Annotated in this window: 26 protein-coding genes and 1 pseudogene; 8 read left to right on the top strand and 19 right to left on the bottom strand. The window is 32.3% G+C overall.

The window, feature by feature from the left end:
* Window positions 1-220 precede the first annotated feature (220 nt).
* Complete coding sequence (locus tag ACVEGE_RS01030; RefSeq protein ID WP_192500245.1) at window positions 221-1,525, top strand: M28 family peptidase; 1,305 nt, start codon at window positions 221-223, stop codon at window positions 1,523-1,525.
* An 843-nt stretch (window positions 1,526-2,368) separates the two neighbouring features.
* Here the strand turns inward: ACVEGE_RS01030 and ACVEGE_RS01025 are convergent.
* The 11 genes and pseudogenes from ACVEGE_RS01025 to ACVEGE_RS00975 form a co-directional block, all read right to left on the bottom strand.
* A pseudogene (locus ACVEGE_RS01025) lies at window positions 2,369-2,721 on the bottom strand (hypothetical protein).
* 85 nt (window positions 2,722-2,806) lie between these two features.
* The gene (locus ACVEGE_RS01020) at window positions 2,807-3,382 is read right to left on the bottom strand and encodes a Crp/Fnr family transcriptional regulator (protein ID WP_173857346.1); all 576 of its coding nucleotides are present in this window, start codon (window positions 3,380-3,382) and stop codon (window positions 2,807-2,809) included.
* The gene (gene ribB / locus ACVEGE_RS01015) at window positions 3,383-4,045 is read right to left on the bottom strand and encodes a 3,4-dihydroxy-2-butanone-4-phosphate synthase (RefSeq protein ID WP_173857345.1); all 663 of its coding nucleotides are present in this window, start codon (window positions 4,043-4,045) and stop codon (window positions 3,383-3,385) included.
* Window positions 4,046-4,375: 330 nt separating this feature from the next.
* The gene (locus tag ACVEGE_RS01010; protein ID WP_192500457.1) at window positions 4,376-4,999 is read right to left on the bottom strand and encodes a hypothetical protein; all 624 of its coding nucleotides are present in this window, start codon (window positions 4,997-4,999) and stop codon (window positions 4,376-4,378) included.
* A gap of 374 nt (window positions 5,000-5,373) precedes the next feature.
* Window positions 5,374-5,961 carry a DUF4202 domain-containing protein gene (locus ACVEGE_RS01005; protein WP_192500458.1) on the bottom strand — a complete coding sequence of 196 codons (588 nt, stop codon included), beginning with the start codon at window positions 5,959-5,961 and terminating at the stop codon, window positions 5,374-5,376.
* Window positions 5,962-6,197: 236 nt separating this feature from the next.
* The gene (locus ACVEGE_RS01000) at window positions 6,198-6,323 is read right to left on the bottom strand and encodes a hypothetical protein (RefSeq protein ID WP_255505325.1); all 126 of its coding nucleotides are present in this window, start codon (window positions 6,321-6,323) and stop codon (window positions 6,198-6,200) included.
* A gap of 302 nt (window positions 6,324-6,625) precedes the next feature.
* Window positions 6,626-7,681 (bottom strand): ACR3 family arsenite efflux transporter, encoded by a 1,056-nt coding sequence (arsB, locus tag ACVEGE_RS00995; protein WP_192500459.1) that lies wholly within the window; start codon window positions 7,679-7,681, stop codon window positions 6,626-6,628.
* Window positions 7,682-7,683: 2 nt separating this feature from the next.
* The gene (locus tag ACVEGE_RS00990; RefSeq protein WP_192500460.1) at window positions 7,684-8,316 is read right to left on the bottom strand and encodes an arsenate-mycothiol transferase ArsC; all 633 of its coding nucleotides are present in this window, start codon (window positions 8,314-8,316) and stop codon (window positions 7,684-7,686) included.
* A gap of 18 nt (window positions 8,317-8,334) precedes the next feature.
* Entirely contained in the window at window positions 8,335-8,805 is a 471-nt protein-coding gene (locus ACVEGE_RS00985) for a DUF6428 family protein (protein ID WP_192500461.1), read from the bottom strand.
* A gap of 18 nt (window positions 8,806-8,823) precedes the next feature.
* A complete protein-coding gene (locus ACVEGE_RS00980) occupies window positions 8,824-9,156 on the bottom strand; it encodes an ArsR/SmtB family transcription factor (RefSeq protein ID WP_173857338.1) in 333 nt (110 codons plus the stop codon).
* A gap of 135 nt (window positions 9,157-9,291) precedes the next feature.
* Window positions 9,292-9,552, bottom strand: a complete 261-nt coding sequence (locus ACVEGE_RS00975) for a heavy-metal-associated domain-containing protein (RefSeq protein ID WP_173854692.1) — start codon at window positions 9,550-9,552, stop codon at window positions 9,292-9,294.
* A 221-nt stretch (window positions 9,553-9,773) separates the two neighbouring features.
* Here ACVEGE_RS00975 and ACVEGE_RS00970 point away from each other — a divergent pair, with 221 nt between their 5' ends.
* Window positions 9,774-10,097: a hypothetical protein gene (locus tag ACVEGE_RS00970; protein ID WP_192500462.1), complete on the top strand. Its 324-nt coding sequence runs from the start codon at window positions 9,774-9,776 to the stop codon at window positions 10,095-10,097.
* 72 nt (window positions 10,098-10,169) lie between these two features.
* On the opposite strand, the gene ACVEGE_RS00965 is transcribed toward ACVEGE_RS00970, so the two are convergent.
* From ACVEGE_RS00965 to ACVEGE_RS00955, 3 genes are all read right to left on the bottom strand, one after another.
* On the bottom strand, window positions 10,170-11,375 hold the full coding sequence (locus ACVEGE_RS00965) for an ammonium transporter (RefSeq protein WP_173854694.1): 1,206 nt from the start codon (window positions 11,373-11,375) through the stop codon (window positions 10,170-10,172).
* A gap of 34 nt (window positions 11,376-11,409) precedes the next feature.
* A complete protein-coding gene (locus tag ACVEGE_RS00960; protein WP_173854695.1) occupies window positions 11,410-11,748 on the bottom strand; it encodes a P-II family nitrogen regulator in 339 nt (112 codons plus the stop codon).
* A 552-nt stretch (window positions 11,749-12,300) separates the two neighbouring features.
* Window positions 12,301-13,464, bottom strand: a complete 1,164-nt coding sequence (locus ACVEGE_RS00955) for a hypothetical protein (RefSeq protein ID WP_192500463.1) — start codon at window positions 13,462-13,464, stop codon at window positions 12,301-12,303.
* 644 nt (window positions 13,465-14,108) lie between these two features.
* On the opposite strand from ACVEGE_RS00955, the gene ACVEGE_RS00950 reads away from it, so the two are divergent.
* From ACVEGE_RS00950 to msrB, 6 genes are all read left to right on the top strand, one after another.
* Window positions 14,109-14,804 carry a TIGR04282 family arsenosugar biosynthesis glycosyltransferase gene (locus ACVEGE_RS00950; protein ID WP_173854697.1) on the top strand — a complete coding sequence of 232 codons (696 nt, stop codon included), beginning with the start codon at window positions 14,109-14,111 and terminating at the stop codon, window positions 14,802-14,804.
* A 44-nt stretch (window positions 14,805-14,848) separates the two neighbouring features.
* Window positions 14,849-17,824: a TonB-dependent receptor gene (locus tag ACVEGE_RS00945; protein WP_192500464.1), complete on the top strand. Its 2,976-nt coding sequence runs from the start codon at window positions 14,849-14,851 to the stop codon at window positions 17,822-17,824.
* 185 nt (window positions 17,825-18,009) lie between these two features.
* Complete coding sequence (locus tag ACVEGE_RS00940; RefSeq protein ID WP_192500465.1) at window positions 18,010-18,999, top strand: phosphotransferase; 990 nt, start codon at window positions 18,010-18,012, stop codon at window positions 18,997-18,999.
* 5 nt (window positions 19,000-19,004) lie between these two features.
* Entirely contained in the window at window positions 19,005-19,967 is a 963-nt protein-coding gene (locus ACVEGE_RS00935; RefSeq protein ID WP_192500466.1) for a nucleoside hydrolase, read from the top strand.
* Between the two features lie 150 nt (window positions 19,968-20,117).
* Window positions 20,118-20,750 carry a peptide-methionine (S)-S-oxide reductase MsrA gene (gene msrA, locus ACVEGE_RS00930; protein ID WP_173857333.1) on the top strand — a complete coding sequence of 211 codons (633 nt, stop codon included), beginning with the start codon at window positions 20,118-20,120 and terminating at the stop codon, window positions 20,748-20,750.
* Window positions 20,751-20,754: 4 nt separating this feature from the next.
* A complete protein-coding gene (gene msrB / locus ACVEGE_RS00925) occupies window positions 20,755-21,297 on the top strand; it encodes a peptide-methionine (R)-S-oxide reductase MsrB (RefSeq protein ID WP_173857332.1) in 543 nt (180 codons plus the stop codon).
* Window positions 21,298-21,498: 201 nt separating this feature from the next.
* Here the strand turns inward: msrB and ACVEGE_RS00920 are convergent, their stop codons facing one another.
* From ACVEGE_RS00920 to ACVEGE_RS00900, 5 genes are all read right to left on the bottom strand, one after another.
* Window positions 21,499-22,008, bottom strand: coding sequence for a DUF6933 domain-containing protein (locus ACVEGE_RS00920; protein WP_192500467.1), 510 nt, complete (start codon window positions 22,006-22,008; stop codon window positions 21,499-21,501).
* Between the two features lie 185 nt (window positions 22,009-22,193).
* Window positions 22,194-22,919, bottom strand: a complete 726-nt coding sequence (locus ACVEGE_RS00915) for a hypothetical protein (protein WP_192500468.1) — start codon at window positions 22,917-22,919, stop codon at window positions 22,194-22,196.
* 144 nt (window positions 22,920-23,063) lie between these two features.
* On the bottom strand, window positions 23,064-23,582 hold the full coding sequence (locus tag ACVEGE_RS00910) for a toxin-antitoxin system YwqK family antitoxin (RefSeq protein WP_192500469.1): 519 nt from the start codon (window positions 23,580-23,582) through the stop codon (window positions 23,064-23,066).
* 43 nt (window positions 23,583-23,625) lie between these two features.
* The gene (locus ACVEGE_RS00905) at window positions 23,626-24,411 is read right to left on the bottom strand and encodes a hypothetical protein (protein WP_192500470.1); all 786 of its coding nucleotides are present in this window, start codon (window positions 24,409-24,411) and stop codon (window positions 23,626-23,628) included.
* A 307-nt stretch (window positions 24,412-24,718) separates the two neighbouring features.
* Window positions 24,719-25,303, bottom strand: a complete 585-nt coding sequence (locus ACVEGE_RS00900) for a hypothetical protein (protein WP_192500471.1) — start codon at window positions 25,301-25,303, stop codon at window positions 24,719-24,721.
* Window positions 25,304-25,345: the final 42 nt, after the last annotated feature.

Raw genomic sequence — 25,345 nt, 5'->3', positions numbered from 1 at the left:
CTCGTAACGCAGTGTAGAGATACAGCGTACAGCAGGAGGGAAGTTCTTGAAAACAACGGTTGTTGTGCTCCGAAAAATAAAATGAAGTAGCGCAGTTTACTTTAGAAAACAAATGAATCGTAATCTGTTTATGTTGGTAATTTTCTTAAATTTACTGTAACAGATTAGGGGTTTTGCACTCTTATCATAAAATGGATTATTACTTATTTAAAATATAATTATGAAAAAAATTGTTTTAAGCGGTCTTGTACTTTGTTCTGGTTTACTGGTTCAGGCACAATCGATCGATAAACTGATTACGGTAAATAAGGTAACCGAAATCGAGAAAGTATTGGCGGGTGATGATATGCAAGGGCGTAGGGCTTTTACACCCGGAATTGATAAGGCGTCGGCTTATATCGAGTCGCAGTTCAAGAAAATTGGTTTGCAAACTTTTGATGGTGCAAAAGATTACCGACAAGAATTTTCGATGACCGAAGCAAGAAGAAAAAGTCTGGAAGTTACAATTGACGGAAAAGCGATAGATTCGGGTTCGATGATTTCGTTTTCGTACCAACCTGAGGTTTCTTTTACAGAGGATAGCCCTATTGGGGTGGTGAATATTAGAGCAGGAGATGCTTTTGGGCCTAAGTTTTATGAGTATTATCAAAGCGATAAAAACTTATTGGTTTTAGTAGACGAATCTTTTAAAAAGATACTTCCTAATATTCAGCACATGGGGCAAATGGCTGCGACACCGGGGAAGAACACGGTAGTATTTGTTTTTGGACCTACTGAGGCGACGCATTTTTCGATTGAAGCGACCAATACGATTACCACCAATAAACTAAATAATGTGGTTGGGATGTTGAAAGGGAAAAGCAAACCGAATGAATATGTTGTGTTTTCAGGACATTACGATCACTTGGGTGTAGGTTCGCCAGGGGAAGGAATGCCGCATGATGCAAAAGATTCTATTTATAATGGTGCCAATGATGATGCTGCGGGAACAACCGCGGTGATTTTGCTGGCAGAGTATTTTAAGAAAATGAATAACAACGAACGCTCGATAATCTTTACTGCTTTTGTAGCGGAAGAATTGGGAGGCTATGGAGCTAAATATTTTTCGCAACACGTAGATCCTACTCAAATAATGGCGATGTTCAACCTAGAAATGATAGGAACAGAATCGAAATGGGGTAAGAACTCGGCTTATATTACAGGTTTTGAGAAATCAAATATGGGAGAAATTTTGCAGAAAAACCTGCAAGGTTCACAGTTTAAATTCCACCCTGATCCGTATCCTGAGCAACAATTGTTTTATAGATCAGACAACGCTACTTTGGCACGATTAGGTGTGCCTGCGCATACAATATCGACATCAAAAATGGATGACGAACCTAATTATCATAAAGCAAGCGATGAAATAGGTACGCTTGATATGAACAACATGACCGAAATCATTAAAGCAATTGCCATTAGTTCGTCGACTATTGTAAGCGGAAAAGATACGCCTACGAGAGTGGATACTGCAAAGTTGAAGTAATTAAGGGTAAACGTTACAACAAGTTGTAAGCACCTCATAAACCATTAAGAGATTAAGAAAATTAAGCAATAGCGCTTAATAAAACTTAATTTCTTAATGGTTTTATTTTTTTTGTAATTAGAACTTGATTATTATTTAATATATCTATGCATACCTAACTTCTAATTTTAAAAGGCATGTCGATTTTACAGAGTTTAACGGAATAATGATAACTGATCTGCTAAAATTTTTAAAATCTGCGTGCTAATTTTTTAATCCTCAAAGCGGACAATTATATTGTTTTAAATCTATTGATGATCCCGTTGATGATGCTATTTAGTAGATTTAACGTGAGTGGTTCTCGACTCCGCTCGAACTGACAGTTTGGTAACGCTAAAATTATAATTAGTGAAAATATATTGTCACATCGAGCGGAGTTGAGATGTTTATGATTATATCTTGAATTTAAATTGGTTCTCGACTCCGCTCGAACTGACAGTTTGGTAACGCTAAAATTATAATTAATAAAAATATTGTCACATCGAGCGGAGTCGAGATGCTTTATGATTGCATCTTGAATTTAAAATGGTTCTCGACTCCGCTCGAACTGACAGTGTGGTAATGTTAAAATTATAATTATTGAAAAATATTGTCACATCGAGCGGAGTCGAGATGCTTTATGATTGCATCTTGAATTTAAAATGGTTCTCGACTCCGCTCGAACTGACAGTGCGGTAACGCTAAAATTATAATTAGTAAAAATATTGTCACATCGAGCGGAGTCGAGATGCTTTATGATTGCATCTTGAATTTAAATTGGTTCCTGACTCTGCTCAAACTGATATTAATTATAAAATTGAAATTCTAATTCAGGAATTCATTTATTCTAAAACAACGCTCAGTACCTAGATAAAGTGGATCACCATTTTTCTCAGACCAAAAGCCATCTAATAAATCTTTAGACAAACAACGATAAACGACAACACCTTTTAAGGTTTTATCATTTTCGCCTTTGTAATTAAAATTTATAACGAGAATGTCATTTTTGAAAAAGCCTGTGCCTTTTTGTAGTTGTTCGTTATTAATAAACCATTTTGCTGTAATTCGGTTATTAATATCAAGGGCTAAAGTTAGTCTCCCTTTATAGTTATTCTCTTCGGCATCTTGATTGCTTCCTACACAATATTGAAGGATCCAACTAATTCATTTATGTTCATTTTTATTCGGACTTTTTATCTGCACTTTTTATTTAACCAGTATCTTTTTTAGAAGTAATCTCTAATTAAAAATTAGGTAATTAAATTATATTTTAGACTTTATTCTGCTCAAGGTTTCTTGAGATATATTGATGTAAGAAGCTACTATTTTGTTTGGTAGACGTTTAACGATAGTTGGATTAATTTTAAATAATTGATTGTATCTTTCAGAAGCATCTAAAGTGGTAAATGACATTAGTCTTTTTGAATTATTGACATAAGCTTTTTCTAAATAGATACTATAAAATTCCTTCCATTTAGGAATAGTTTTCATTAGATGTCTAAAATCATCATGACTAATGTATAAAATTTTGCTTTTTTCAATGACCTGAATTGTTTCTTGAGCTGGCTCATTAGTTATAAAACTAACAAGAGCCGTTGCCCAATGGTTTTCAAAGGCAATATAACGAGTAACTTCTTTATCAACATCATTGATGTAAAATATTCTTAGGCAGCCTTTTAGGATGAAATAACTAACTTCACTCACTTTTCCGTGAGCAAGTAAAATTTCATTTTTATCCTTTTCAATTGGTTTAAAATAAGATAGAATGATTTTTAAGTCATGCTCATCTACATCAATATTTTTTTTAATGTAAGTAGCAAGTTCAGGATAGTTTGTCATTTAATTGTAGTCTCTGACAAATTTACGATATTCTATAATATCTTTAATAGATAAAACAACCAAATCGTGTTCTATTCCAAATTCGATTATGGTATCTCTGTTTGCCATTGTTCCGTCGTCATTCATTAATTCGCACAATACTGCTTCGGGTTTCAAACCAGCTAATTTCATTAAATCAATGCTACCTTCAGTATGACCTGCTCTATCAAATACGCCATTATCCCTACCTCTTAATGGAAAAATATGCCCTGGTCTTGCTAAATCATTGCTTTTAGCATTATCATTGCAAGCGACTTGGATGGTTTTTAATCTATCTTTTGCTGAAACACCTGTGGTTACACCTTCTTTTGCTTCTATAGTAACGGTGAACGGTGTTTGAAAACTACTTGTATTTTCTTTAACCATATAGGGTAAGTCAAGTAAATCAGCTTTTTCATTAGTTAAACATAGGCATACAATACCACTACATTTTCTAATCATAAGCGCCATACCTTCAACAGTCATATTATGAGCAGAGAATATTAGGTCGCCTTCATTTTCTCTATTTTTATCATCTACTAAAATAACTCCACCTCCATTTTGCAACTGTTTTAGTGCTTTCTCTAAACGTTCTTGACTATTTTTATCAATTTTTGGCAAAGGTTTCAATTGTGTAATTTCCATTTTTTCTATAAATTATTTGATGCAAATCTAAAGTAGTTTTTCATCAAAAAATTTGATGTAAGTCAAATAATTAAAAATTCTAAGGAATCTGTTTTTTAAAATTAGTATACATTTTTCGTTTTAAAATAACGTATAATATTTTGGTGCTTTTAGAAGGCTAAAAGTTCGTAAATGCTCAATTTTTGGTTTATCGAAAACGTCTCACGATTTGGATAATTGGCGAATTTCGTAAACGAGATCTTTGGCTAAGATAAAATTTATTGCGAAAGATAAACGTGAATTTACCACAGATCGCGCTATTTTTGAAAACCCTTTTAGTTGTTTGTTTTTTTAACTTATCCAAATCTGCCATTCTTCTAATATTTTCCAATTCCCATTAATTTTTTTTAGATAAATAGCTGTTCCACTTCCACATAAATGACCGCAGTAATGATTTAATTGTAAGTACGCTTTATCATTATCAACAGAAAAAATGGGTATCGTCATTTCATAAAAGTTATATAATTCTCCTTTTTTTCTTTTATTAATTTCTCTTTGTTTTGTTGTGAAATTAATGTTGTCACTCTCTTCAAATTCAATTTTAATTCTTTGAGAATTTATGTTTTGTTGAAGTAAAAATAAAGAATCTTTAATTGTGAAAAACATTTCGTTTTTTTTATAATTCAATAAATTTTGGATGGAAATACGATTAAAAGATGGCGGAGGTGGTGGCGGATGAATTGAGTTATTCTTTTTTCTTTTTTCCGCGATATAAATATTCAGTTTAATTAAATCTTCACAAAACATTTTAGAAGCTTTTCCATTTTTCAAAACGTTCAGACTATCTTCTGAAATCACAGTTCTTACAATATCATTAATATCTTTATTTTTAAAGGAACTTAATTGAGTTTCGTTATTTTTTTTACATTTCATAAACGAAAAACAAAGAAGTAATAGTAAGAATGTTTTTTTCATTGTTTAATTGATTTCCTTTTGTTTACGTATTTTTTTATGATTATCCGTATTTATCACAATCCCGTAATACCTACTATTACTATTCTTTCGAAGAGTTTTTCTCTAAAATTTCTTGCTTTATTTTTACCATTGCAGTAACTAAGTTTAATAAAAAAACTTCTTTGACCAATTGTTGACTTAATATGAACTATTTACCAGAAATATTGATTATTATGGAATCATTAAGCTGACTGTTTAAGCTATGTTGAATGAGTAATTGACTTAGTAATACCCTATGAGCAATAGTAATAAAAGTAAAAGACAGATTTGCTTTAATTTAAAAAAATTCAGATTTTCAATATTTTGTTTGGTCTTTTCTTTATTCCAAAGTAAAATTACAACCCAAGTGATTCCTTTATTAATTGCAGATTTGTAGCCCTATAGTTAATTTTTAAAGCTTCTTGGTGTCCCTTATCAGACATTTTGTTCCATGTTTTAAGAATAATATTTTTCATTTTTTCCCTGTCGTGTTTTTGTACAAATGGGTCTAAATAAAATTCTAAAAAAACCAAACAAATTACATCTTCCAGTAATTGGGTTTCTTCGTCTTTTTTAAGTTGCTTTTTCTCAATCAAGAAAGAAACTCTAGTAATAAAGGCAGCATCATAACCCACTTTTTCTAAAATTGATGCCGTAGTGTCCGCATGAAATTTTTTCAATTCTTCCCTCCATTTTAAGTATCCTACACGATCCATTGGGTAACTATTGCGTGCTATTTTCCACCTGCAAATGTGCTGGGCTTTGGAAGCAATTTGTACTTCCTCTGAAGCTTCAGGATAAAATTCCATCAGTTGAGTATACATTCTATTCGAATATAATAATTCTTTTGGATAACTTTTTGATTCGAATATTTCGCTATTTGGGTCGTGTGCGTTTTCAGCATCAATCAACTCACAGGCGGTATAAAATGGCGTTTTTGTCATAAGGAAAGAGATATGATCAAAGATACGTATTTAATCTAAAAAGCCAGCAGAAACGTGTCTATCAACTATTTCCAAAGGATAAGAGGCAATTGCGTATTCTTCTCCGTTTAAGTTTGATTTGTCTATTAATGAAATTTTTTTAGTATAATATTATTTTTGATATACCATTTTTAAATTAGATATAGACAAGTCGTTAGCAGTTTTTTCCTGCGAAGTATATTTATATAATCACGATACTAGACGTAACTTGGTTCTTCTCTAAAAACGGTGATTTGATGTTTTTCTTGTAATGGTTTAGATATGAATTTTTTACAAAAGTTGAAACCTACCATGTCGTTTCCAACTACTATTATATTAATCATAAATAAATCAAATGCTACTTAATAAATGCACGTATAATACTTAATAATATGTTGTTAATTAAGCAGAATATATTCAAAATCGATGGTCTACTATAATATAATGGTAATAATGGATAAAATATAAAGAAAATGAAATGGCAAGACTCTGTTTTATAAGATCTGGGGTAATGCTTTAAAAGAGTATGCGGGTAATTATAAATACCTCAATTTCATAAATTAAATAGTAGTAGCTACTACTTAATTTGTGAAATTGAGGTATAAGTTTATTAGTGTCGGTTTATACTGAATTAGGATTCAGTAGGCTAGTATTTTTTTCTAAACCAGAAAGCAACGTTTACTAAGGCAATCAAGGCAGGTACTTCTACCAATGGACCAATAACGCCAGCAAATGCTTGTCCGCTATTGATACCAAAAACTCCTATAGCTACAGCAATGGCTAGTTCGAAATTATTTCCTGTTGCGGTAAAAGCAATTGCAGTGCTTTTCGAATAATCAGCTCCAAAATATTTTCCTGTGAAAAAGCTCACTATAAACATGATGGTGAAGTAAATGACTAGCGGAATCGCTATTCGAACCACATCCATGGGAATTTGAACGATTAATTCGCCTTTTAAACTAAACATAATTACAATTGTAAAAAGTAAAGAAATCAATGTAATTGGTGAAATGAAAGGGACATATTTATTTTGAAACCAATCTTCGCCTTTTAAAGCGATTAATGTATAACGACTCATGATTCCCAATGCAAATGGAATACCAAGGTAAATCCCCACACTTTCTGCAATTTGCCCAATACTAATGTTAACATCAAAACCGCTATACCCAAAGTAGGGTGGAAGTACGGTGATAAAAATATAGGCATAAACACTATATAGCAATACTTGAAAAATACTGTTTAAGGCAATTAATCCTGCAGCATATTCACGATCTCCATCGGCAAGATCATTCCATACAACAACCATTGCAATGCAACGGGCTAAGCCAATAAGGATAACGCCTATCATGTATTCAGGATAGCCATTTAAGAAAATTAATGCTAATACAAACATTAAAATAGGGCCAACAATCCAGTTTAAAAACAATGAAGCGCCAAGGACTTTAGTGTTTCTAAAAACTTGTCCCATTTGTTCGTATTTTACTTTTGCCAAAGGAGGATACATCATCAAGATCAACCCGATGGCTAACGGAATATTAGTGGTTCCACTTGAAAAAGAATTGATAAAGTTGGAACTTGACGGAATAAAATAGCCAATACCAACACCAATTGCCATGGCCAGGAATATCCAAAGGGTCAAATAACGGTCTAGGAAACCCAATTTTTTTCTTTCTACAACGGGAGCGCAATTATTTGCCAACATATTTATTTTTTTATTTGTGAAAAAACATAAAAAAGTTCCGTAGCAATTTGCATGCTTCTTTCGTGATACTTTTCAGCTTGTTGCGGGGTATTGTCAAAAGCTTTTGGATCTTCAAATGTGATTGCAATTCTTTTTTCGGCACCTGCAATAAAAGGGCAGCCTCCATCTGCTTGATTACAAGTCAAGATCGCTGCAAACTCAGCTTGCGGATTAAAGGGATCATCATAGGTTTTAGAAAAGCCTATTACTGGATGTTCATTATCAGTATATTTTATACTATAAATAGGATTGTTACCCTCTGAAAGTGCCGTTACTTTAAACCCTGAATTTGCTAATGTTTTTGCAGCCATTGGGAACAAAGCTGTAGCCTCGGTACCGCCAGAATAGCAAAACACATTACTAAAATTAAAATACGAAGCCGCCGTTTGTGCCCACACTTGGGACAAATGGCTTCTTCTAGAATTGTGTGTGCAAATAAAATTTAGACGCACTTCCTCTTGATTGCTTATTTTTATCTGGATATAATCAATAAGCGGCTGTAGTGTAGTTCTGCGATCTTGTGTGATGTTTTCTGGATGAAAGGATAGAATTTCCTTTTCGATAGCAGGAAAAATTTGTGTTTTTGATGGCGCCATTTTAATTGTAATTTTAGTTTAACAACATCCTCCGCCCGGAGTACAACTATTGTTTTGAACAGGAATTTCAGATAGGGTTACTTTTTGTTTGCTTTCAGGAATTCCACAGGCATCTTCAGCAAGACATGCGGTTAGTTTGTTTAATAAAACAAAATCTGTTCCGTTAAAACCTAAATCATATTTACCAATTGTTCCCGCTTGGTATTCTACTTCGATTTCATGGTCTTCTATTCCTAATATTTTTTCAGATAATTCAATGATGTCCAATAATTTTTTTGGTTTCAAACGGTGTTCCAAATCGTTGGCATTCCATAATTGAAAGTTAACAACTGTTTCTTTTCGAACTTTTCCACCGCAATCAATAAAGTTTTTAGTGATTAAACCCACTTCGGTTACGTGAAAATTTTCTGGAACATAGGTTCCGTTTGGTAATTGAAACGTAACATTTTCTAGCGTAGCTAATTGTTTTTTAATTTCGGATAGTTTCATAATTCAGGTATTTTATAATTAACAACATTGTGTTTTTTTATTTTCTAAATAAATATTGATGTGTTCAAAAAAGCCTTTGATTTTATCAAAGCCTTCTTCGTTAAGGCAATAACAAATGGCATTTCCTTCGAAGTTTCCTTTGATCAATCCCGCGTTTTTCAACTCTTTTAAGTGTTGAGAAACCGTTGGTTGAGACAGCGGAAGCTCATTTACAATGTCGCCACAAATGCAACTATTGACTTTGATTAGATGCTGGATTATGGCAATACGAGCAGGGTGACCAATGGCTTTGGCCAAAATGGCTAGTTCGTTTTGCTCTTCTGTAAAATGTTCTGTTTTAGTAATACCCATCGTTATATATTTATATTGCAATATTACGATATTAAAATTTAATGACAGCAATTAGTTGCTTTTTTTTATTGACAAAACAAAACGCCACAGCTTACATTGGTAAACAATGGCGTTAATGTTATAATAGTAAAGTAATTATAGTTCTAATGAAGATTTAGGAATAGCGTGAAAACCGGTTGATTTCACTTGTTCTTCAATTGCTTCAATTGTAACTAATTTATCAGTTAAGACGGTGAACTCTTTTGGAAATATTGATTCGTTAAGTACAATGTTACTTATCCCATCAAGTTCAAGAAGTCTTTTTTTAATAATAGCCAAGTCGGATGATTCGTTAGCATTTGTTCCAAAAATTTTACCGTGATTACCTGGAATCACATTGTCGTCTATTAAACCCATGAGTATGTTTTTTTAAAATTAGTCTCTTTATATTAGACTTATAAAGTTACTCATTTTAACTACGCAAGAATTTATACTGTGGTACTTATTTGTTATAAAATATGAATGTTTTACTGCTTGTTTTTAAAATGAATTGTAAATTTAGGTTCGTTATAATTAAGTAAACTAACTAGATTGTTTAATATAATAAGAACAAATTATTAATTAATATTTAAAGTATCATGGAAAATAAAGATAAAAAAGATTCAGAAAAATCATTAGAACCGTTATTGTATCCCCCAAGCGAAGACATCTACAATCAATTAGAAAAAGCTGGAGATGTTAATCCAGAGGATATCACTAAAAAGAAAATTACTGTTGCTATTAGCCCTGAAGGGCAACGTAATGAGAAAGATTTTAACGATGACATGTCAGGAGCTGATCTAGATGTACCTGGATCAGAATTAGATGATGCTCAAGAAGCTGTAGGTAGTGAGGATGAAGAGAATAATTATTACAGCATTGGTGGAGACAATCACAATGATTTAGAAGAAGACAAAGCGTAATTTTGATTGGATTTTAAGCAATAAACCCGCCTCCTAATTAGGGGCGGGTTTATTGTTTATATTAAAAAGTAATTATTCATTATAAACATTCGTTCCATGTTCATGAATATCTAATCCGTCAATTTCTTCTTCTTTAGTAACTCTCAATCCCATTGTTTTCTTTAAGATAAACAAAACAACAAAAGATGCTCCCAATGCCCATGCAACAATAGCAGCAACACCTGTAATTTGAACAATCAATTTATCAAAACCACCGCCGTAAAGCAAACCCCCGTCAGTAGCAAATACTCCAACTAATATCGTACCTAATGCACCACAAACTCCGTGTACAGATATCGCACCAACTGGATCATCGATTTTTAATTTCTTGTCTATGAATTCTATAGAAAATACAACAACAATTCCGCATATTAAACCAATGAATAGTGCTCCCATTGGGTTAACAGCTGCACATCCTGCAGTGACCCCTACTAATCCAGCTAAGACTCCGTTTAAAGTCATGGAGATATCTGGCTTTTTGTAAAAGATCCAAGTTAAAAACATAGCGGCTATCGCTCCTGCAGCACCTGCTAAATTTGTTGTGATAAATATTTCAGCCACTTTAAAAGCATTGTCTCCAGAGATTGCTAATTGTGATCCTGGGTTAAAACCAAACCATCCCATCCAAAGGATAAAAACTCCTAATGCTCCTAACATTAGGTTGTGTCCAGGAATGGCATTAGACTGTCCATCAGTATATTTTCCTATTCTAGGGCCTACAAGTGCAGCTGCTACAAGAGAAGCAAAACCACCCACAGCATGAACTACAGTGGAACCAGCAAAATCAGTAAAGCCCATTTGAGCTAACCATCCACCTGCATTCCATACCCAGCTGCCTGAAATGGGATAAATTACCAATGTCATCAATAATGAGAAAATTAAGTAGGTTGTAAATTTTGTTCTTTCAGCAATTGCACCAGAAACAATAGTTGCGGCAGTAGCAGCAAATACCGTTTGAAAAAACAAACTGTGCATGTCAGGAAGACTATCAAAAAAAGCATATTGGCTTACATTTCCTATTAATCCTCCTATAGAGTCTCCATACATTAATGAATATCCAATTGCCCAAAAAGCAAGACTCCCTATACAAAAGTCCATTAGGTTTTTCATAATAATATTCCCAGTGTTCTTTGATCTTGTGAAACCTGTTTCTACTAATGTAAAACCAGCTTGCATAAAAAACACTAATATTCCGCAGATTAACACCCACATTAAATCCATTGCAGTATTCGTATCCATATTGTAAAATTTTATTTATTAGTTTAAAAACGCATTAGTTTACAGCGTCTGTTCCTTTTTCTTTGGTTCTTATTCGGTAAGTTTCTTGTACTTCTGAAACAAATATTTTACCATCGCCCACCATTCCTGAGTAGGCTGATTCCAGAATTGCGTTTACTGTTTTTTCAAGAAACGGATCAGATACTACGATCGATAAATACCTTCTTTGTATGTCTGTGGTACTATATGTAATTCCTCTATAAACATGACCTTCTTGTTCGTTTCCCACTCCGGTAACATCCCAATAGGTAAAAAAGTTAATTCCTATTTCGTGCAATGCTTTTTTTACATCAGAAAATTTTGATTTTCTAATAATTGCTTCAATTTTCTTCATTCGTTTCTTGGTTTAAATTGTTTAATTGGTTTTCGGTTTTTCTATAATAATAGCGCTCTTATTTTTTAAGGTTTTTCTTTTTTTTTTCGAAAGAAACAATCCTTTGCCAACACGCTTTTTAGTAAGTTATTTAACGTTTGACGAAGACGAATTTATTAACTTTTATTTAAGAGATAAAAAAAACAGAACCCTTTTTGCTTTGCTTTGAGCAGAATTATCGATTACAAAAAATCACTTCAAAAAACTGCTTATTACGTATTTAAACTTTAATATATTATTGTATTCACAACCACTTATTTTTAGTTACCCCTCTTTTTGTTAAGGGTCTTATTGTTTTGTTGTATTGTTTATAGTGGATTTGTTTAATTTTAACGGGGGTTAGTTGTTGTGAATAACATTTTTTACGTAATTTTATTTATGCTGTTTTTAAATAGAAGACATAAAAAAAGCCTTTAATCCAAGAAGGAGTAAAGGCTGTTTTAGCTTTTTTAATAATGTAGTTGAAATTAAATGATATAATTTCAGAGTCTGTTTTTTAACAATAATAGTTTTTTAAAAGTAGTATCCAATATTCATGTTAAATCGAACTTCCCAATTGGCACTTGGTGTACCATCAGTAAATGCAGTTTTCCACACTGGTCCTAACCAAGGTTGGTTTTTACCAGCGGCCATATCAAAATAGGTGTATACATTTCCAGCACTAACTAAAACGCCAGTTACGTTCATAGCAGAATCGTTAAAATCAGAATTCAGTTTTTCTAAATATCCGTAATCATTATAGAATTGTAATGATGATACCGGTCCCCATTGCACAGGTAAGGTATATTGTACTCCTAAAGTATAAGTGTTTCCAGCTGCAGCAACTAGGTAGGGAGCTCCATAAGCTGTCATGGCTATTATTTCTTTGCTTTCGCCAAGAGGCCCCTTTGTCGATTTTTTATATTTTGACACTTGGGCTTTAACGCCAAAACGTTTGTATTTCAATTGGTATTGCAATGCTAGGGCATAATGCGATCCCATTTCTTGAGTATTTAAGTTGTACAATCCGCCAAATTGTGCCGATGTACCTATTTTATGACTGATGCTGTCGTTACCTATAACATAGTTAAGTTGGCCATTGACTTGGTTTACTTCTTTATTTCGTAAATCTAAAACGCCATCACCATCTAAATCTATCGAGGCCACGTCATAAGAATAACGTCTATCAGAAACATCAGAATTACTTCCAAATTGTAATTCTTCGGCATTTTTAAAAAAGGCTAAAGCATAATTCCATTTTTTAGCGGTGTGAGTAAATTTAATTCCCATATCATGATCGTCCTCAAGTCCTATATAATAGTTTACACTAAAAAACCAGTTATGGGAGTTGTAAGTAGTATTCCCAAAAGGAACTTGTGTTAAGCCCACTTGGATTTCGTTTTTGTCATCAAAATCATAAGCTAGCCAACCTTGTTTTAACATTCCGCCCCCAAAACCCTCGGAGTACAAGCGGTATTCAGCATCTAGTTTTATTCCTTTGTATTTTGCTTTGGCGTTAAGCCTAAAAACGTCGTAACCAAAATCACCTCCACGTTTTTTTTGACCTTCTTTCCATGAGGATAAATTGTAATTGAATCGTAAAGCACCACCTATGGTAACTTCGGGTTTGTCTTGAGCATAAATAGTTGCTGTTGATAATAGCATAAAGCCCATTATCAATGTAATTTTTGAAAACATCTACTGTTTTTTTGGAATTAAAAAATGAAATAGGTCGAGAAGAAAGTACTAATTTAAGAAGGGATTCTCTTTTTAGTTAAGAAGCAAAATAACGAATTGCTGTGTGAAGATTTACTTTTTAAGTATTGTAATGTAATAGTTTTATTCATGGCACAAAGGTATAAAATAATATCACTTTGCCTAGTTAGTATATTAGTTGTTGATTATCAGTATGTTATGTTGAGCTAGAAATCAGAGTAAGATAGTCTAAACGGAGTTTTATACACTGGGTGGATTCTTTATGCAATAGTCATTATCAGCTCAGGTAATTGTAAAATTGATATCAGCATAGCTATAATTTAATTTGTGTCGATAATACTTTTACATTTTAAAATTTCTTGTAAAAATAAAAAGTTTATATAATGAATTAATTCTAGGTAGGAGTTTGCTTTTCAATAGATTAAACGGCTTTTTTTACTTGTTTGTAATATAAAAACAGCAAAGCTACTCATGTGTTAATTCTAAAGGTAAAACTAAGGTGAGAAATAAAACGTAAGTGTTTATGAAGATTTTAGGTTGTATATTTGAAACTGGTTTATAAATTATTTTAATAGTTTATTAAAAGTGGTGTCAGGAATACAATTTTTGAACGTCTTATTAATTGTATGAATTTGAACAACAAACATATTTCCTCAACTGCAGTGTTACTTTTCGCGCAAAGCGACAAGGTAGAAAGTGCTTTGAAACCTATTGCTTCTAGCAAAAGGCAGAATGATTTGTTATGGCATAAATTGAATCAAAGAGTTTTACAAACAGTTCGTAAAACAAAACTGCCTTATTTTATATCTGACGAGAATACCCAAGAAGGAACAAACTTTGGTGATAAATTAAGTCATGCAATTGAGTCGGTATTTAATCAAGGATTTAAAAAAGTAATTGTCATAGGTAATGATTCGCCTGGACTTACGTCAAAAATTATAACGGAAGCTAATGAGGAACTTCAAAAAAATAATTGGGTTTTTGGACCTGATTTTAAAGGAGGAACTTATTTAATAGGAGTTTCTAAAGCGAAGTATGATAAGTCGCATTTTTCTAAAATTGATTGGCATACAAACCACGTTTTAGAACAATTAAAGACACTTTCTTTTGAGGATTACAAGGCACTTTCCCTTTTGTCTGATTTTAATACTTTAGCTGATTTTAATAATATACTTAAAGGATTTTCTTTCTTTAGTAGTTTTATAAACAGCTTATGCTCCTTATTATTTTACCAACATTCATTAAAATCATTTTTTAATGAACAGTATACCTACAATATTCTTGGATTTAATTTTAATAAAGGTTCACCCGCACTGGTGTAATTTTTAGCTTTTATTTTAAAATTTTTATCCAAAACCATACTTAAATGAAACAATTTTTTCTGTTTTTATTACTGAGTGTCTCCACATTTGCGGTCGCTCAAGAAGACTTATCTGTCTCAATCATAGATTTTAATACACAAAAACCAGTTGCTGATATTACTGTTTTATTAGTAAACAGCTCTCGTAATAGCACCTTACAACAAACCGCTAATGCACAAGGGAAAGTTACTTTTAGAGGAATTCCCGCTTTAGACGGTTACCAAGTTATTTTTGAAGGGACTTTAATTTACGCTGCGCAAAAATCAGAAATGATTAGTGTGCGTTCTAATCAAGCTCCAAATATCAACCTGGTTCTAGCGCCCAAAGAATCCAATGAACTAAATGAAGTTGTGGTAACTAAAGGAGCTTCGGCCAAAATTAACCGCCGCGATGCCGAGGTTTCTTTCGAAATGAAAGCAGCCGAAATTCAGGAAATTCCTGTTGAAGGACGAGACATTACAAGAGTATTGTTTCGTTTACCTAATGTTTCACAAGCAACGGGTTTTTATGCCGAAGCACCAAATGTGAGTATTAACGGGGCAAGTTCAGGATACACGTCCTACTTAATTGATGGATTAGATAATAACGAACGTTTTCTTGGAGGACAAAAATTTGCTATTCCGTCTGGATTTGTGAAAGATATTACGGTTTTAACCAATAATTTTTCGGCAGAATATGGATTAACGGGAAGTGGAATTGTAAATATTACACCTCGTTCTGGTTCTAATGAAACTACTGGAGAAGTGTTTTTTATTACAAGACCGGGACCGTCAATTGATGGGAAATCAAGTTTTGCACAAAGAGATCTATCGGGTAACCAAGTTAAAAATGGTTTTGCTCGTTACCAAGCAGGTGGAGGAATAGGTGGTGCTTTAGTGAAAGACAAAACTTTTTACTATTTGAATTTTGAACACACCACAGATATCAAAGATAATTTATTGAATGTACCTGAGTTGGGCGTTTCAGAATCTGTTAGAGGGACCAATACATTTGATTATTTTTCGACTAAAATTGACCAAATATGGAACCCAAACTTCAACTCTTCTTTACGTGCTAATGTAGGTAGAGTAGCGATTGAGCGTCAAGGTGGTGGTTTAGAAGGTGGTTCTACTTTTGGTTCTGCAGGAAATACGCAAGACCGTAATAGTATTTTATTGGCCTTGAAAAACAGTTATAAGTTTGGTAATTTCTCTGGAGAGTCTAATGTACAGTACAGCCGTTTTAGGTGGAATTATGCCAAGCCTTTTAATCCAAATACTTCGCAAGTAACGATTTTAGGTGTTAATGATGAAACATTAGGAGTGGTTGGAAATCCAGGTTATGTTTTTGACGCGATCGAAAACACTGTACAACTACAACAAAAAATAAAATATTATACTGAGAACCATACGATAAAAGCGGGTGTGAATTTTATTAGAGGAGATCACCAATTATTTGGAGGAGGAAACCCAGTAGGAAACTACCGAGTGAAATTGGATCAAAACCAAATTGACGCTATTAAAAATAGTGGAGTAGGTGGTGGGTTAAATATTAATGATATTCCGCTTGATGCCCAAGTTTTAAATTATAACGTAGAGTTAAGACCAACCTCTTTTGGTACAAATCAAGATATTTACTCTGCTTATATTGAGGATTTATGGTCGGTTTCTGCAAGATTAAATATTACTTTAGGTTTGCGTTACGACTATGATAATTTGTCTAAAGGAGGAAGTGATAAAGGCGATTACAACAATCTAGCACCTCGTTTTAATTTTAATTATAAGTTAGATAACTCTAGTAGTTTACGTGGTGGATACGGGATCTCGTATGACAAAGTGAACTATGCTCTTTATAGTGATGCTTTACAGCAAAACACGACTTCTCAAAGTTACAAATTACAACTAGAAGAGTTGAAAAGATTAGGGCTTTTACCAGCAGACGCAAACATTGACCGCATTACCTACAACGGGAATTTAGCAGCTACAGTTTCGGGGATAAACTATTTACAAGGACCGTCAGCAACTGATTTGCAAGGACAAAGGGAAAGTATTTTTTCTAACGAGCGCAGAATTTTAAATCCTAATGGTTATAAAAATTCCTATTCTCATGAGTTAGCGTTGGGGTACCAATTGCAATTGACGGACGAGCGCTTGTTTTTTATTGATTTAGTACACAATAGAGGAGAAAATTTATCGCGTTTGCGCAACTTGAATGCCGCAGCCGAATATCCTATTGATCCTAATAATGTAGTGATTAGAACGCAGGCTGAAGCCGATGCTTCAAGACCTATTCCTATTACAAATGGGAGTGCAGTGATTAATGGACAAACCGTTACTGGTATTGCTAGAAGCGTTATTGTAAGTGAAAATGAAGGGAAATCAAGGTATTATGCCATGAGTTTCAATTACCAAAAAGCAAGAGGTACTGATGATTATTCTTATCGCTTGAATTATACGCTATCATCAAGTAAAAATGATACGGAGGGAATTAATTTTAGAGCTTCGGATGGGAATAATTTTGCTAATGAATGGGGACCATCTGTAAATGATAGAACACATAATATTAACGGAATTTACAGTTACTATCCTTTTAAAGGAACTACAGTTACGCTAGCAGGATTACTGCAAAGTGGGCAACCTATTAATAGAATTCCGCTTGGTTATGAAACTACTGATTTGAATGGGGATGGCGCAAGTTTCTCAGATGCTTATCAAGGAAATAGTGACCGTTTTCCAGGAGAAAGTAGAAATAACGACCGTTTGCCATGGAGTACTACCTTTGATTTAGGAGTTCAGCACCAAATTACGATTGCAGGAAATAACAAGATAGAATTACGTGCTGATATCTTTAATGTATTGAATGCCGAAAATTTAAGTGGATACAGTAATAATGCAACTCAAAGTAACCAAATTCAAGGTGGTTCTAGCGCTAGCGGATTGTTTACACAACGAAATGCTTCGCCACCAAGACAGTTTCAGTTTGGGGTTCGTTATTTATTTTAAATAAAGTAATATCCTGTAAGCTGTTGTTGTTTTGCAGTATGTTTTAATTTGCGTTAGGGATAGGAGTGGTATCTCCCAATTTAGAAAAACAAGGCTTTTTAGCCGTAGTTTTTATTTATTGGGAATATAACGGATAGCCCGACCGCCTTTTTCTGGCGGGAACGCCCAACTAATATAAAAAAAATATGTTTATACTAAATGCAAATGAGCCAGAGGAATTGGCTGCTTATTTACACCAACAAAAATGGTTGGAGCATGGGGAAACGGTTGTTAGTTTATCAAAACCTGGCGAAGGAAATATGAATTGTGTGTTACGCATAGAAACGGCTTCGCGCTCTTTTATCATCAAGCAATCCAGAGGTTATGTTGAGAAATATCCACAGGTTTTAGCACCTGCAAATCGCGTACTTACAGAGGGTGCTTTTTATGAAAAAATTGCTACTGTGCATGATGTGCAGGATATCATGCCTAAAATTTTAGGTATTGATGAAGTGAATAATATGATCGCTCTGGAAGATTTAGGCAAGTCTAATGATTATACCGTTTTATATAATTTATCCCAAAAAATCAAGGAGCAGGAGTTACAGCAATTAGTGAATTATTTGAATGGTTTGCACCAAAGTTTTCAAAAAACAGTAGTGGATGATGAACTTGCAAATACTGAAATGCGAACACTAAATTACGAACATATTTTTGAATATCCTTTTAGAGAAGAAAACGGTTTTGATTTAGATCAAGTGCAACAAGGCTTACAGGAAATTGCAATGCCTTACAAGAAAGACTCTGATTTAAAATATAAAATAGAGCGATTGGGTTCGTTGTATTTATCAAAAGGGAAATACTTATTGCATGGGGATTATTATCCTGGGAGTTGGTTAAAAACGGACAACGGAATCAAAGTTATCGATCCTGAGTTTTGTTTTTATGGCTTACGCGAATTTGACTTGGGTGTGCTGCTAGCGCATTTTTATATCACCCAACAAGAGGAGTCGGCTATTGCTTTTATTAAAGAAAATTACCAGTCGTTTGAGGATTTAAATAGTACGATTTTAAATGGATTTATTGGAACCGAAATCATGCGTAGATTAATAGGACTGGCACAATTACCGTTAAAAATGGATTTGAAAACGAAAGCAGATTTATTAGCATTTGCTAAAGATTTAATAGTAAAATAAAGAATATGAAAAATAAAATAATACTTTTTGCATTGCTACTCACAGCATCAGTGCAAGCACAAACTAAAGTGTGGTTTGATACAGATTTAATGATTGGAATGCCAGATAAAACTGCTCGTGAGGTAGATGACGGGATCACATTAATTATGGCTTTGAAGCAACCACAAATTGAGATTGTAGGCATCAGTTCAATTACTTATGTTGATTATAGTTTTCCTATTATCAATAAAATATTAGGATGGCATAATAAAGGTGCTGCAATTCCGGTGTATAAAGGGTCGCCAAATGCAAATGATTTGGGGGTTGAAAATGATGGAACGAGAGCTTTGTATGCAGCTTTGAAGAAAGAAAAGTTGACTATTTTAGCTTTAGGACCAATGACAAATATTGCGACATTGATTCAGAATCATCCAGATATTATTCCCCAAATAGAGAAAATAACAATTTGTGCCGCTAGAACACCAGGTTTACCTTTTAATCCAGGAAACGGAAAATTAAATGTTTTTGATTACAACTATGAGTTTGATTATAAATCAATGGATGTTGTTTTAAACACATCAATTCCGCTCGTTTTTGCAGGATATGAACCTAGTTCTTACACCTTTATTGGTAATATTGATTTGGCTAGTTTAGATCAAAATGAAGAAGCTGATAAGTGGTTATTTGATATTGTGCAGCCGTGGATGGAGAAAAATGAAAAGTATTTTGGCGTGAGAGGATTTATTCCTTTTGATTGTTCGACTCTAGGAGTGATAACGCATCCTGATTATTTTACGTATTACAGAGACATTCCTATAAAAGTAAATTATAGAAAGAATGATGCTCTTGAGGTGCAACCTACTGTTCCTTATAAAAACTTTTTAGAAGTCTCTTATAAATACAAAACCAAAAAGAAAGTAGATTATGCTATAAGAGCACTTCAAGGATTTGAAGAGAAGATACTGGAAACCTTGAGTGTGAAAAACTAACAAAACTTTAGGATTTGTTTGAAAACTAGAATTAGAAATCGGTCGTATATTACTGTAGATTCAATTGTGTAATAAGCATATCAATAATTGATTGCAAAATCATGATGATAGCAGAATTAAATTTAATAGAAAAAACAAAAATAACAACAGATGAAAATGAAATTAATAAGTTACGTTGTACTAGTGTTTACAATTTTGAGTTGTAATGCACAAACAAAAAAGTTGTCGTTAGAACCTAAAAAGGGTAAAGCAGTAGCCGTTTTTGCCGAAGGTTGTTTCTGGTGTAGTGAACATGTTTTTGAAGCTGTGGTAGGAGTAGATGAAGCAGTATCAGGATACTCAGGAGGAGCAACTAAAAACCCTTCTTATCAGGAAGTTGGGTCTAATAGAACGGGACATGCAGAAGCTGTAGCAGTTTTTTATGATCCAAAAGTAGTTTCTTATAAAGAGTTAGTTGCCGTATTTTTTGCCTCACAAGATCCTACAACTCCCAATCAGCAAGGACCGGATAAAGGATCGTCTTATCGCTCTATTGCTTTTTACAAAAACGCAACAGAGAAAAAGATTATTGAAGATAAAATTAAAGAGCTTACCGCCAATAAAGTTTTTGCTAACCCAATTGTAACCGAGGTGAAACCTGTGATGGATTTTTATGAAGCGGAAGATTACCACCAAGATTATGTGAAAAATAATCCAAATCAGCCGTATGTTAAAGGTGTTTCGGTACCGAGATACAACAAGTTCAAAAAAACATATAAAGGAAAGTTAAAAGCAAATCACTAAAATTATGAAAAGATACCAGCAAATCTTGCTACTACCTGTAATAGCCTTTGGCTTTATAGCTTGTATGCAAGCAAATAAAAGCAATAAAGAAAATACGGATACAGCAACTACAATGCAACAACAACCCGTTTTGTCTTTGACAGATACCTCATTGAAGAAAGTAGCTAAAACTGACGCCGAATGGAAAAAAGTTTTGACACCCAATCAGTACTATGTATTACGTGAAAAAGGAACAGAACGTCCTTATCAAAATGAATTTAATGACAATCATAAAAAAGGAAACTATTTTTGTGCAGCTTGCAAATTGCCTTTGTTTTCATCTAAAGCGAAATTTAATTCAGGTACAGGCTGGCCTAGTTTTTATGACGTAATCAATCAAAATAGAGTGAAAGAAGTTGTTGATAAAAGTTTAGGAATGGTGCGTGGAGAAATTGTTTGTGCCCGTTGTGAAGGACATTTAGGACATCTATTTGATGATGGTCCAAGTCCTACAGGATTAAGATATTGTATGAACTCAGCTTCATTATTATTCCAAGAAGCAAAATAATTATTGGTTAATTGTTTGTTTGTAGAAAGGGCGTTTGTTTCATTGAAACAAACGCCCTTTTGTTTTAGAGTAACTAAAGTTTTAAAGGCAATTTTTTAACCTTATAAAGAATTAAAGTCTACCATTATGAGTGATTTTATAGCTAAAATTTCCTTTCTTTAATTGTTATAATCTCATCATGAATATAATCTAAATGATAGTCTATTTAATATTTTCCATTTCAGATTTCATTAAATCTTTAGCGTACGCAAACTTTCTTGCCCCTAATGGTCTTCTATTGATGTTTTTATACATGTATTCTTTTGCAAAATGTAATTTATCGACTTTATCTGATATGAAGCGTTTTATATGATAATCATTATCTCTTAAAGTACCTAAAGTTTTTTGGTCATTGTCAGTTCCATAAAATGTTATTTCGCTGAACTTATTTCTTATCATTAATTCCTTTTCAGCATTTAAAATTCCGTCATTATTAAGTTGAGTAATAAATTCCTCCATAAACAGACTTTCTAAACGTACTAAATCCTTCTTCTTTACATTTAAGATTAAAATGGAATAAAGTGTTTTTTTATCAATGAAATATAAAGATTTCTTTCCACCAACAGAAATTAAATTACAAATCCAATTTTCGTCATTTTCTTTATCGTTTTCTTCCTTCTTTTTTACGGGTATAAAAGTTTCTGTTTTTCTAGTACAAAATATATTTATCATTAAAATCAATTTAACATTTAATTTTTAACCTTCATTTTATCTGAAGCTGCGAGTTATTTTTTACCACAATGAGCGGAGTGCAAATTCGTAATCACTAAATTTTGGCTTAACGAAAACTTGATACGAAATGGAAATTTTACTAAAATATCATTCTCACCAAGAAGATGTTATATCTAGTGCTTTATTCAATAATATACAATTTCATATTTATATATTGCTGAACTTTTGTAACGAGAATTCAAATTATTCTTATCAATTAATTTCTGTATTTTCGAATAAAGAATATTAAATGTTTTAATTTTATTATCACCGATAATTTGGCAAGAATATCCTTTTTTTGAATATTTATATTTTTCAACCAGCAGATTTTTGAAACTATCATCGGAATTTACTCGTTTGATAATTCGATTCTTTTTATCGAAATAGGCTGTGTCATTTGAAACAGCTGCGGTTTCATAATTTGGAACTTTCACAGGGGAAAATTCCCAAGAATTCGTTTTTGAAATTGTGATGTTTTTTTCATGCTTAATTTCTCGTATGAATCGGATTAATGAGTCCGACTCATATTTAGTTTCTGTTTCAATTTTTGTTTTTGGATTGAATTTGTAAGTAGAAAACGAACGAACTACACAAGTATCTTTTGAAACAAAATCTTCGCAATTATATTCAAAAGTTCTTTGTCCATTTTTATATTCAACAAACTGATTATAATTCCGATTAGTTTTTAAAACGGCATCAAATCCTCCAAATGTAATTTCTTTTATCAAGTTACCTGAATTGTCAAATGTAGTTTCTCGAACTTTTATTAAGGTATCATTTTCATTCTTTAATTCAGTTATTGTTTTGATCTTTTGACCAAAAGTTACCATAGTTAAGAGAAATACCGTTATGGATATTAATTTTTTTAGCATCGTGTGTAATGTTTTGTTATTTTGAGATGGATGAGAGTTTGTAAACGCTCATTTTTTGGGTTTAAAGAAAATTTGACACAAAATTTAAACGTGAATTTACCACATATTTCACCATTTTTGACAACCGCTGTTAGTGGCAGTTTTTTATTTTTTAATTAAATCCCATTCGGTTATGTAGCTACTTTTTTCTATTTCTGTAACATCTCTAGCATTCGGATGTCTTTCATTATTTTCTTCATCATAAAATTTCCATTTTACAGTCACAAAGCCAAAATTAATTTCTGCTCCATTTTCGCAACTTGTATCACGATTCTTTTTCCCAATTTTATATGTTCCTTTCGCTTTTGTTTTTCCATTTTGGTGATAATAAATCCATTCTCCAAATTTGTAACTATAAAATTCATAACATAATCCCGTAACACAACATTGCTTGTATGAATCCAACTTATAATTTCCAGACTCTTTTAATTGTCCATTTTCATAAAACTCATTCCAAAAGCCAATTCTTAAACCTGACAAACTATCAGTATTTACAACATTCTTGACATTTCCATTTTGAAAGTGTTCAACTTTGGTATTTATTTTGGTCAATTCCATATTCACTTTAGAAGTTTTACAGCTAAATAAAATAAATAATGTTATTATGTTAAGTGTTGATTTCATTGCGATTTTTAAAAATTGCTACTAACGGCAGTTAGCAGAAGAACTAATTTACAGCTAATTTTTCTCTTAAAAGTTTTAAATCCTTTTGATCCATTCTCTGTTTAAGATCTTTTGCAATTTGTTCTATTCTTTCTTCGTCAAAATTGAAAAGATCGTTTTCAATTTCTTTTGCTAAACGATTTAAAAATATCGGAATTTGCGATTTAACTCTTTCATAGAAATTAATTATGTTAACAAAATTAAATTCTTCATCATCTTTAAATTCCTCTATTTTTTTGATGTTTTCGTTTAACAATCCATTATGTTTGAGTGTGTTATTTAGGTTTTTCAAATCCAAAATTTCTTTATATCCTTCCAAAACTGATAATTTGATATTTTTACTTTTAAAAAATTGCTCTAATGATTCCCATCTGTAAAAATCTTTAAGAGATAATTTTGGATAAGCGATATTTAGCATTTCTTTTATATTGATTTCCACATTTTTAAAAGCATTAATAATTTGCATTTCGCTAAGTGATTTTAATTGTTCATTTAGCCAATGGCATTCAACGTAATAATCTCCTTGTTTGCCATATAATTCGTGTTTTTTCTGCTGTAAATTAAAATTATCCTCGGATTCTGAATCTTCAATTTTTTCTAGTTCTTCAGATATTACTGAAATTTTAGTGCAATATTTATTGTGTTTTTTTTCAAATTTTTTTATTGCTTCGCGTATCGAATCTTCAAATAAGGTCAGATTTTGATTCGCAGTAGATTCTAAATTTTCAATAATTGATTTTTTATATGAAAATTTGAAAATTTCCATATAATTTGGAGTAGTTTCTATCATTTTTGGTCGTCTTTCTACTAACGTGTTGCGGCTTGCAGAAGTGGCGAACTTCGTGACCGATTATTTTCGGCTAAGATAAAATTTCTTGCGAAAGATAAACGTGAATTTACCACATATTTCGCCATTTTTGCAAACCGCTGCGCTTGTTGCACAACTGGTTTTTTGTTTAGTTTTTATTACTTTTAATAAATGGTTTATTTATAAAGCATTCTAAATCAATTTAATATAATTTTTTAATTTTACATTTTTTGACTAATATTACTTATTTTTGTGTTGTGCAACAACCACCGCTGTTGGCAGATGGCATTTATATTTTAAATTGTTTTAAATTGTATTGAGATTTTAACATTCTATTTTGCTTAAAAAAATTAATTGGAACTTTATATAATTCAGATAATTTTTTAGTTGTCTCACTAATATAATCTGTTTTCATTTTGTCAATTGGTATAATTAAGTGATAAAGTGATGCCCAAGTTATTGCTGCGTCATTAAAATAAATGTCTTTATCAAACCCCATTAATGAATAACAATGATAAAAAGGGAAAATCTGATTTGCTAATTTTCTGTTTACGGCTGAACAAGCTGAAATAAATAACCTTTTGTTTTTTAAATTTGGACCAACTATTTTTCCAAATTCTTCAAAGTTTATAGAATCAATTGTTGTTTCTATGCTAGCTGATGTACCATGACATGAAATATGAAGATATCTATATTCGGATTCTTTAAATTTCTCTATTATTTTGATAAATTCTTTAAGTGTTCTAATATAATAATATTCAGAACTAATCCCACCAAGATTCAAAATTTGTGATATAAATTTACCTTCATATCTATTTTGTTTTTCATCTTCTAATGTCAAACTTTCAATAATAAATACTCCTTCTTTAGGCATAATTTTTTAAATTTTATTTTAGTTGCGATTTTTTCACGTATG

The organism is Flavobacterium sp. PL002, assembly GCF_054165825.1.
Note: the sequence above shows the minus strand (reverse complement) of the source record. Positions and strands in the feature narration are given on the sequence as shown.

Coding starts and splice junctions, on each gene's coding strand:
- ACVEGE_RS00935 (WP_192500466.1), top strand. CDS start 19,005: ATGAAAAATAAAATAATACTTTTTGCATTGCTACTCACAGCATCAGTG.
- ACVEGE_RS00910 (WP_192500469.1), bottom strand. CDS start 23,582: ATGAAATCAACACTTAACATAATAACATTATTTATTTTATTTAGCTGT.
- ACVEGE_RS01020 (WP_173857346.1), bottom strand. CDS start 3,382: ATGACAAACTATCCTGAACTTGCTACTTACATTAAAAAAAATATTGAT.
- ribB (WP_173857345.1), bottom strand. CDS start 4,045: ATGGAAATTACACAATTGAAACCTTTGCCAAAAATTGATAAAAATAGT.
- arsB (WP_192500459.1), bottom strand. CDS start 7,681: ATGTTGGCAAATAATTGCGCTCCCGTTGTAGAAAGAAAAAAATTGGGT.
- ACVEGE_RS00990 (WP_192500460.1), bottom strand. CDS start 8,316: ATGGCGCCATCAAAAACACAAATTTTTCCTGCTATCGAAAAGGAAATT.
- ACVEGE_RS01030 (WP_192500245.1), top strand. CDS start 221: ATGAAAAAAATTGTTTTAAGCGGTCTTGTACTTTGTTCTGGTTTACTG.
- ACVEGE_RS00920 (WP_192500467.1), bottom strand. CDS start 22,008: ATGATAAATATATTTTGTACTAGAAAAACAGAAACTTTTATACCCGTA.
- ACVEGE_RS01010 (WP_192500457.1), bottom strand. CDS start 4,999: ATGAAAAAAACATTCTTACTATTACTTCTTTGTTTTTCGTTTATGAAA.
- ACVEGE_RS01000 (WP_255505325.1), bottom strand. CDS start 6,323: ATGATTAATATAATAGTAGTTGGAAACGACATGGTAGGTTTCAACTTT.
- ACVEGE_RS00970 (WP_192500462.1), top strand. CDS start 9,774: ATGGAAAATAAAGATAAAAAAGATTCAGAAAAATCATTAGAACCGTTA.
- ACVEGE_RS00900 (WP_192500471.1), bottom strand. CDS start 25,303: ATGCCTAAAGAAGGAGTATTTATTATTGAAAGTTTGACATTAGAAGAT.
- ACVEGE_RS00915 (WP_192500468.1), bottom strand. CDS start 22,919: ATGCTAAAAAAATTAATATCCATAACGGTATTTCTCTTAACTATGGTA.
- ACVEGE_RS00960 (WP_173854695.1), bottom strand. CDS start 11,748: ATGAAGAAAATTGAAGCAATTATTAGAAAATCAAAATTTTCTGATGTA.
- ACVEGE_RS00985 (WP_192500461.1), bottom strand. CDS start 8,805: ATGAAACTATCCGAAATTAAAAAACAATTAGCTACGCTAGAAAATGTT.
- ACVEGE_RS00905 (WP_192500470.1), bottom strand. CDS start 24,411: ATGATAGAAACTACTCCAAATTATATGGAAATTTTCAAATTTTCATAT.
- ACVEGE_RS00975 (WP_173854692.1), bottom strand. CDS start 9,552: ATGGGTTTAATAGACGACAATGTGATTCCAGGTAATCACGGTAAAATT.
- ACVEGE_RS00945 (WP_192500464.1), top strand. CDS start 14,849: ATGAAACAATTTTTTCTGTTTTTATTACTGAGTGTCTCCACATTTGCG.
- ACVEGE_RS00965 (WP_173854694.1), bottom strand. CDS start 11,375: ATGGATACGAATACTGCAATGGATTTAATGTGGGTGTTAATCTGCGGA.
- ACVEGE_RS00955 (WP_192500463.1), bottom strand. CDS start 13,464: ATGTTTTCAAAAATTACATTGATAATGGGCTTTATGCTATTATCAACA.
- msrB (WP_173857332.1), top strand. CDS start 20,755: ATGAAAAGATACCAGCAAATCTTGCTACTACCTGTAATAGCCTTTGGC.
- ACVEGE_RS01005 (WP_192500458.1), bottom strand. CDS start 5,961: ATGACAAAAACGCCATTTTATACCGCCTGTGAGTTGATTGATGCTGAA.
- msrA (WP_173857333.1), top strand. CDS start 20,118: ATGAAAATGAAATTAATAAGTTACGTTGTACTAGTGTTTACAATTTTG.
- ACVEGE_RS00940 (WP_192500465.1), top strand. CDS start 18,010: ATGTTTATACTAAATGCAAATGAGCCAGAGGAATTGGCTGCTTATTTA.
- ACVEGE_RS00950 (WP_173854697.1), top strand. CDS start 14,109: ATGAATTTGAACAACAAACATATTTCCTCAACTGCAGTGTTACTTTTC.
- ACVEGE_RS00980 (WP_173857338.1), bottom strand. CDS start 9,156: ATGGGTATTACTAAAACAGAACATTTTACAGAAGAGCAAAACGAACTA.